Raw genomic sequence first — 7,178 nt, forward strand, 5'->3', positions numbered from 1 at the left:
CTCGGCGCGCAGGTACTGCGCCAGCAGTTCCGGCGGCAGCGCCTCGTCGACGTCGAGGAGGCCACCCCAGAACTCGGGGTGCTCCAACGCCAGTGTCCGGCCCTGGCCCCACAGCACGGCGTGCGCGAAGGCCGCCGAGGCCGCGCGCCTGGCCGACACCGCTGCCGGCCGCCGCGACGCGCTGAACCACTCGCAGCAGCATCTGGACGCGCGTCGCGAGCACGCCGACAAGCTGGACCCCCGGGACACCACGAACGCCAAGGTCGACGACGGCGGACCGGACGGCAAGCATGCCGCCCCGGACCGGGGCCGCCAGGACGGGCCCGCGGAGAAGATGGGCCCGGACATCCGCAGCCGTTAGCCGCCCCAGGCCACCGGCAGGCGCTTGATGCCGTGGATGAACGCCGCGTGCAACCGGTCGGGCTCGGCGACGGCATGGATGTCGGGCACCAGCCGGTGCAGCTCCTCGAACGCCACGGTGATCTCGCGGCGGGCGAGGTTGGCGCCAAGGCAGAAGTGCGCGCCGCCGCCGCCGAACCCGACGTGCGGGTTCGGATGCCGGCCCACATCGAACGTCCACGGGTCGGCGAACTTCGACTCGTCCCGGTTCGCGGATCCGTACCACAGCGAAACCTTGTCGCCGGCAGCGATTTTCACGCCGCGCATCTCGATGTCACGGGTCGCGGTGCGGCGCATGTACGCGACGGGGGAGGCCCACCGGACGATCTCCTCGACGGCGGTGGGCGCCATGCCGGCGTAATCGGCCCACCATCGTTCGCGCTGCTCGGGGTAGCGACTCAGGGCGAGCACACCGTGACTGATCGCGTTGCGGGTGGTCTCGTTGCCTGCGACGACCAGCAGGATGAAGAACGACGCCACCTCGGCCGAGGTCAGACGCTCCCCGTCGAGTTCGGCCCGGACCAGGCTGGTGGTCAGGTCGTCGCCGGGATTGCCGCGGCGGTCCTCGGCCAGTGCTGTCGCATAGGTGCCGATCTCCATTGCCACCGAGACGAATTCGTCGAAGTCGGTGGCGATGTCGGGGTCACCGAAACCGAGGATCACGTTGGTCCAGTGGAAGACCTTCTGGTGATCCCGCTCGGGGATGCCCATCATGTCGCAGATGATCTGCAGCGGCAGCGGACCGGCCAGCTCGCCCACGATCTCGCCGCGGCCGTCGGGATGCGCGGCGACCATGTCCCGGACCAGGCTGCGGGCGCGCTGGCGCACCGAATCCTCGATCAGGGCGAGCACCCGCGGGGTGAACGCGCTGCGCACGATGTTGCGCAGGCGGGTGTGCCGGGGGTCGTCCATCGCGATCATGGACCCGAAATACTCTGCCAGCTCCGGACTCTGGTCGCCGACGGTGATGCCGAGCGCGGAACTGAAGATCTCGGGATGCCTGCTGGCGAAGAACACGTCCTCGTGACGGGTCAGCGCCCAGTGCCCGGCGACCTCGGAGTCGGTGTCGGCGACGTAGGCGGCGTGGAAGGAGATCGGCGCCTCGCGCCGGAGGGTGGCGAACGCACCGTCCCGGTAGTCGTCGTCAAGGCCCCAGAAATCCCACGACCCCAGGTCGATGTCGGCCAGCGGCACCTCCGGCGGAGCGACCCCGTTCGTCCGGATGACAGCCGCCCTGTGGGTGCCCAGGCTCATGCGGCCCAAGCGTAGTCTCAGGGCCGGGCTTCATGACCCTTTCTGCCGTGCGTGCGCAGCTCCTCTTTCATGCGGGCTTCGTGGGGGTGACGGTCACCGCCGACCAGCTCGTCACGGACCCTGCGCACGTGCTCACTGAACGGCGACCAGTAGTCGTCGTCGAACTCCTCGACGACCTGGAAGGTCCACCGGCCGTCGAGCACGTTGCGGCCCACGAGTTCGGTCTCCAGCCGCTCGGCGACGGCGCCGTGACCGGCTTCCCGCAGCGCGCGGGCGCCTTCGCCGAGCAGCAGGTCGGCGCGGCCTATCAGCTGGTGGAACGCGTACAGATGGCCTCGGGCCCGTTCCAGGTACTCCAGCGCTTCACTCACCTTGCCCACCGCGTCGACGGTCTGCTCACTCGCTTCGGTCACCGAGCCCACATACCCGCCGCGCCGGGTCGGCAACCGCCGCTCAGTCGATTCGATACACGTGGTCGGGGGTCAGCTCGCCGGTGATCGCGGTGGCCAGCAACGTCCCCGGGTCCGCGCCCCGGAACGCGATGTCGGTGTTGACCAGGATGACCAGAGACGCCTCCCGCTCGGGCAGGTGGACCGAGACGGTCTGATAACCGGGCAGGCTGCCGTTGTGGCCGATCCAGCCGGCCACGTCGAACACGCCGAGTCCGTAACCCTGTGGCGCCGGCGCCCCGGATCGGTCGACCGTCTGCAGCCGCTCCTGCTGCATCTGCGGGGTGAGCAGCGAACCGGTCGCCAGCGCCGGGGCCCAGATCCGCATGTCGTGCAGCGTCGAGATCATGTTCCCGGCGGCCCACGCCCAGGACGGGTTCCAGTCGGTCGCCGTCGTTTCCCGGCCGTCGGCGGTCTGCATGGTGTAGCCGGCCGCATGCGGTCTGGGGAACCGGCTGTCGGTGGGGAAGCTGGTGCCGGTCATCCCGAGGGGGCCGGTGACGTGCTCACGGAGGAACTCCGCCATGGTCCGGCCGCTGACCTTCTCCACCACCAGACCCAGCAACACGGTGTTGGTGTTGCAGTACTCGAACCCGTCACCGGGGGCGAAGCTCGGCGGCCGGGAGAACGCGTAGTCCAACAGCTCGCGCGGTGTGAAGCTGCGGCGCGGGTCGTCGTACACCGCGCGTGCGAACCCGGGGTCGGCCGAGTAATCGGGCAGCCCGCTCTGCATCCGGGCCAGTTGGCGCAGCGTGATGCGCTGACCGCCCGGCACGCCCTCGACGTACCGCGCGACGGGGTCGTCCAGGCCGAGCCTGCCCTGGTCGGCCAGCAGAAGGACCGCGGTGACGGTGAAGGCTTTCGTCTGGCTCCCGATCCGGCTGAACAGATCCGTCTTCATCGGCGCCCTGGTCTTCTTGTCGGCCACGCCGAAGGCACGCACGTAATCGCCGTCGGGGGTCCAGATCCCGATGATCGCGCCGGGGATGCCCGCTTCGTCGATGACCCGTTCGACCGCGCTGTCGAGGCGGCCGGTGATCTGCGGCGCCATCGTGGTCGCGGGCGCGACGACGCTGGTGCCGTGCCGGTCAGCCGAGCGCGTCGCGTCCACCGACTCTCCGCACCCGGTGGCGGCGAGGACGACGGCGAGCACGGCCGCCACGACGCGAGTGATCATCGCGCTCACAGTATTCGTCGCGGCGTTGCCCTCGCCGAGCCCTGCCCGTCCCGTCCTGCTGACGATCCGGCACCGTCAGCGATCGAACTCCGTCTCGTCCTCGGGGACGGGGATCGACTGCTCGATCAGGTCGGCCTCGGTGGCCTGCCAATCGCGGTCCGCGCCGACACGTTGGGCGTCGGGCCACGTCTCCTCGTCGACGTCGGCGACCGGGGTGAGCTGTTCGACCACGTCGGCTTCCGGGGCGTCTCCGAATGAGCTGCGGTCGGGGGTCGTCATCGGCAACCTCTCCAAGGTCGAAGGACATGGGAGCGCTACTTCCACGATAGGTGCGCCCGCACCGGGTACCCACTCGCGCGCGAGAAAAGTCCAGCCGGATGCCCTGGTGATTCACGGGTTGGGCCGGCTCTCGGGTACGCTTCGTGAACCGCGTAACCGGGACAGGCCCTCAAGCCCGGTGGGGCCGTCGCCGACCGATCAGCTTCCAGAATCTTAAGGGCTTGTACTTTGCCAGACCTCACGAGCGGCTCTTCGGATCTGCAGCCCCATTTCGAGGACGTCCAGTCGCACTACGACCTGTCGGACGATTTCTACCGGCTGTTCCTCGACCCGACCCAGACCTACAGCTGCGCCTATTTCGAGCGGGACGACATGACGCTCGAAGAGGCGCAGATCGCCAAGATCGATCTGTCGCTGGGCAAGCTCGGCCTCGAACCGGGCATGACGCTGCTCGACATCGGATGCGGGTGGGGTGCCACGCTGCTGCGCGCCATCGACAAGTACGACGTCAACGTCATCGGCCTGACGCTGAGCCGCAACCAGCAGGCACACGTGCAGAAGCGGCTCGACGCGCACGCGAGCCCGCGCAGCAAGCGCGTGCTGCTGGCCGGCTGGGAACAGTTCGACGAGCCCGTCGACCGGATCGTGTCGATCGGCGCGTTCGAGCATTTCGGCCGCGACCGCTACGACGAGTTCTTCAAGAAGGCCTTCCAGGTGCTTCCCGGCGACGGCGTGATGATGCTGCACACCATCATCAAGCCCAGCGACGAGGAGTTCGCCGAGAAGGGTCTGCCGGTGACGATGAAGCTGCTGCGCTTCTCGAAGTTCATCATGGACGAGATCTTCCCGGGTGGTGACCTGCCCAAGCCGGAGGTCGTGGCCGAGCACGCGGCCAAGGCCGGGTTCACCCTGCAGCGCGAGCAGCGGCTGCAGCCCCACTACGCCAAGACACTCGACATCTGGGCCGACGCGCTGAGCAAGCGGGAGGACGAAGCCGTCGCGATCCAGTCCCGCGAGGTGTACGACCGGTACATGAAGTACCTGACCGGGTGCGCTGACCTGTTCCGCGACGGCTACACCGACGTCTGCCAGTTCACTCTGGTGAAGAAGGCCTGATCTCCCGGTAGGAGCGGGCCGGCTGGCCCGGCTCGGCTCCGGCGGCGTCGCGCCGCCTGGCCGCCATCCCGGCCAGTGCCTCGAACACCACCCGGTGCGCGGCGTTCACGGTGAGTTCGGCGTGGTCGTAGGCCGGGGCCACCTCGACCACGTCCACGCCGACGACATCGTGCTCGCGACAGAGCTGCCGCACCATCCGCAGCAGGTCCGCGCTGGTGATCCCGCCCGGCTCCGGAGTGCCGGTGCCCGGCGCGTGCGCCGGGTCCAGCACGTCGATGTCGACCGAGACATACAGCTTGTCGGCCTTGGCCAGCGCCTCGCCGACCGCGTCGGCCATCACCGCCTTGAACCCGCGCTCCCAGATCTCCTGCATCGTGTGCCAGGTCATCTGCTGCTCGAGCATCCACTCGAAGGTGTCCTGCGGCGGCCAGTAACCGCGCAGGCCGACCTGGACGAAGTGTGAGCCGGGCACCGCGCCGGATTCGATCAGCCGGCGCATCGGGGTGCCGTGGCTGGCCAGGTTGCCCTCGATCTCGTCGGCGGTGTCGGCGTGCGCGTCGAAATGCACGACGCCGACGTTGCCGTGGCCGTGGACGTCGGCCACCGCCGTCGCGGCCGGCCAGGTGATCGAGTGGTCCCCGCCGAGGATCACCGGCACGATGCCCCGGCTGGCGACGGCGTGCACCCGCTCGCGGATGTTGCGGTGGGACACCTCGGTCTGGCCGTGCGGGCAGTACGCGTCGCCGAAGTCGACGACCTCCAGCCAGTCGAAGATCTCCAACCCGAGATCCATGTGGTAGGTGCCCGGCTCGTAGGCGGTCGCGCGGATGGCGCGCGGGCCGAAACGCGCACCGGGCCGGTTGGTGGTCGCGATGTCGAACGGGGCGCCGACGATCGCGGCGTCGGGTCTCCAGGAGTCGAGCTGTTCGGCCTCCGTCAGGAACGGCCGGTGGCCGAACGAGGCCACCCCCGCGTAGGCCAGCTCCAACTGTTCGGCCATGCCCGGCGGCAGCTCGCGGTTCGGTCCGTGCTCGTGACCCATGCGGACGACCGTACCGGTCAGCGGCCCACGGACCGGCCCAGTGCGGCCCGCAGCGGGTCGGGGATCGGCTGCTTGACCCAGTCGGTGGCCGACACCACCACATAGACGTTGTGCCCGCGCACCGCGATGCGCTCGTCGCCGGTGCCGGTGCGGGCCAGCACCGTGAATCCGATCGTGAAGCTCGTCGTTCCGATCCGCGTGCAGCACGCGGTGACGCGCACCGCGTCCCGCCAGCGCACCGGGGACGCGAAGTCGATCTCGGCGTGCACCACCTGGAAGTCGTAGCCGTCGGCCGTCATCGCCGGATACGCGACGCCGAGCGACTCGAGAAGGCCGGTACAGGCCTCGTCGAACCAGGTCAGATAGTGACCGTTGAACACCACGCCCTGCTGGTCGATCTCCGCGTAACGAGGCGCGATCACCAGCGAGAACTCGGTCACCCGCACCACCCTAGCCAGCCGCGGGCACGGCGCTGCACCACACTGGGAGCCATGAAGCTCGTGACCGTCGACGATGTCCGGGCGGCCGCCGACCGAATCCGGCCCCATGTCGTGCGTACGCCGCTGCTCGCGGCGCGCTGGGGCGACCCGGACCGTCCGCTGTGGATCAAACCGGAGAACCTGCAGCCCATCGGCGCGTTCAAGGTGCGCGGCGCGTTCAACGCCATCGGGGCGGTCAGAGACGGTGACGGGACCGCCACCGATGTCGTCGCCTATTCCAGCGGCAACCACGCTCAGGCGGTGGCCTACGCCGCGGCGGCGTTCGGGTTGCGGGCCCACATCGTGATGCCCGAGGAGACCCCGGCGGTCAAGGTGCAGGCGACGCGGGACCTCGGAGCGCGGGTCGTGCTGTGCGCGGCGGGACAGCGCGAGGCCGTCGCCGAACAGGTGCTGCGCGACACCGGCGGGGCGATGATCCCGCCGTTCGATCATCGGGACGTGATCGCCGGCCAGGGCACGATCGGCCTGGAGATCGCCGAGGACCTGCCGTCGGTGCGCAACGTGCTCGTGCCGGTCAGCGGCGGGGGACTGGCGTCGGGCATCGGCACCGCGATCCGCGCACTCTGTCCCGACGCGTCGGTCTTCGGTGTCGAACCCGAACTCGCCGCCGACACGGCCGAGGCGTTGCGCGTCGGCCACCGGGTCGACTGGTCGATCGAGGACCGCAACCGCACCATCGCCGACGGTCTGCGCTCGCAACCTTCGGAACTGACCTTCGCGCACCTGCGACTTGTCCTCGACGGGATGCTCACGGTGTCGGAGGACGAGATCCGCGCGGCGGTGCGTGAGCTCGTCCACCGCGCGCACCTGGTCGCGGAGCCGAGCGGTGCGGTCGAGTCCGACGATGTTGGTGTAGGTGTGGTGCATGTAGTTGTGCGAGTGGCGCCACTGGTCGGCCGGGCACGCGGTGTCCCACTCGAAGCCGCGGCTGGAGATCGCCGGATCACCCATCCAGTCGTACT

General features: G+C 69.5%; 8 protein-coding genes and 1 pseudogene. 3 read left to right on the forward strand and 6 right to left on the reverse strand.

Going from position 1 to position 7,178, the window contains the following annotated elements; translation table 11 throughout:
* Window positions 1-361, forward strand: a pseudogene (locus ASJ79_RS14825) (hypothetical protein); the annotation flags it as partial.
* Here ASJ79_RS14825 and ASJ79_RS14830 read toward each other — a convergent pair.
* The 4 genes from ASJ79_RS14830 to ASJ79_RS14845 all read right to left on the reverse strand — a co-directional run bounded on the left by ASJ79_RS14830 (window position 358) and on the right by ASJ79_RS14845 (window position 3,558).
* The gene (locus ASJ79_RS14830; RefSeq protein ID WP_067956416.1) at window positions 358-1,653 is read right to left on the reverse strand and encodes a cytochrome P450; all 1,296 of its coding nucleotides are present in this window, start codon (window positions 1,651-1,653) and stop codon (window positions 358-360) included. The pseudogene ASJ79_RS14825 and the gene ASJ79_RS14830 sit on opposite strands and share 4 nt — an antisense overlap.
* Before the next feature lie 17 nt (window positions 1,654-1,670).
* Complete coding sequence (locus tag ASJ79_RS14835; protein ID WP_067956425.1) at window positions 1,671-2,066, reverse strand: hypothetical protein; 396 nt, start codon at window positions 2,064-2,066, stop codon at window positions 1,671-1,673.
* A gap of 40 nt (window positions 2,067-2,106) precedes the next feature.
* Window positions 2,107-3,276: a serine hydrolase gene (locus tag ASJ79_RS14840; protein ID WP_067956426.1), complete on the reverse strand. Its 1,170-nt coding sequence runs from the start codon at window positions 3,274-3,276 to the stop codon at window positions 2,107-2,109.
* A 78-nt stretch (window positions 3,277-3,354) separates the two neighbouring features.
* Window positions 3,355-3,558, reverse strand: coding sequence for a hypothetical protein (locus ASJ79_RS14845; RefSeq protein WP_067956418.1), 204 nt, complete (start codon window positions 3,556-3,558; stop codon window positions 3,355-3,357).
* Window positions 3,559-3,786: 228 nt separating this feature from the next.
* On the opposite strand from ASJ79_RS14845, the gene ASJ79_RS14850 reads away from it, so the two are divergent.
* Window positions 3,787-4,674: a cyclopropane mycolic acid synthase family methyltransferase gene (locus ASJ79_RS14850; protein ID WP_067956420.1), complete on the forward strand. Its 888-nt coding sequence runs from the start codon at window positions 3,787-3,789 to the stop codon at window positions 4,672-4,674.
* On the opposite strand, the gene speB is transcribed toward ASJ79_RS14850, so the two are convergent.
* Both speB and ASJ79_RS14860 read right to left on the reverse strand, forming a co-directional pair.
* Window positions 4,652-5,674: an agmatinase gene (gene speB, locus ASJ79_RS14855; RefSeq protein WP_369803681.1), complete on the reverse strand. Its 1,023-nt coding sequence runs from the start codon at window positions 5,672-5,674 to the stop codon at window positions 4,652-4,654. The genes ASJ79_RS14850 and speB overlap by 23 nt on opposite strands.
* 59 nt (window positions 5,675-5,733) lie before the next feature.
* Complete coding sequence (locus ASJ79_RS14860; RefSeq protein WP_067956428.1) at window positions 5,734-6,156, reverse strand: thioesterase family protein; 423 nt, start codon at window positions 6,154-6,156, stop codon at window positions 5,734-5,736.
* Window positions 6,157-6,207: 51 nt separating this feature from the next.
* Here ASJ79_RS14860 and ASJ79_RS14865 point away from each other — a divergent pair.
* The coding region (locus tag ASJ79_RS14865) for a threonine/serine dehydratase (RefSeq protein ID WP_231750854.1) at window positions 6,208-7,178 on the forward strand (971 nt) is incomplete at its 3' end.

It is taken from the genome of Mycobacterium sp. NAZ190054, from assembly GCF_001545925.1.
GTDB lineage: Bacteria > Actinomycetota > Actinomycetes > Mycobacteriales > Mycobacteriaceae > Mycobacterium.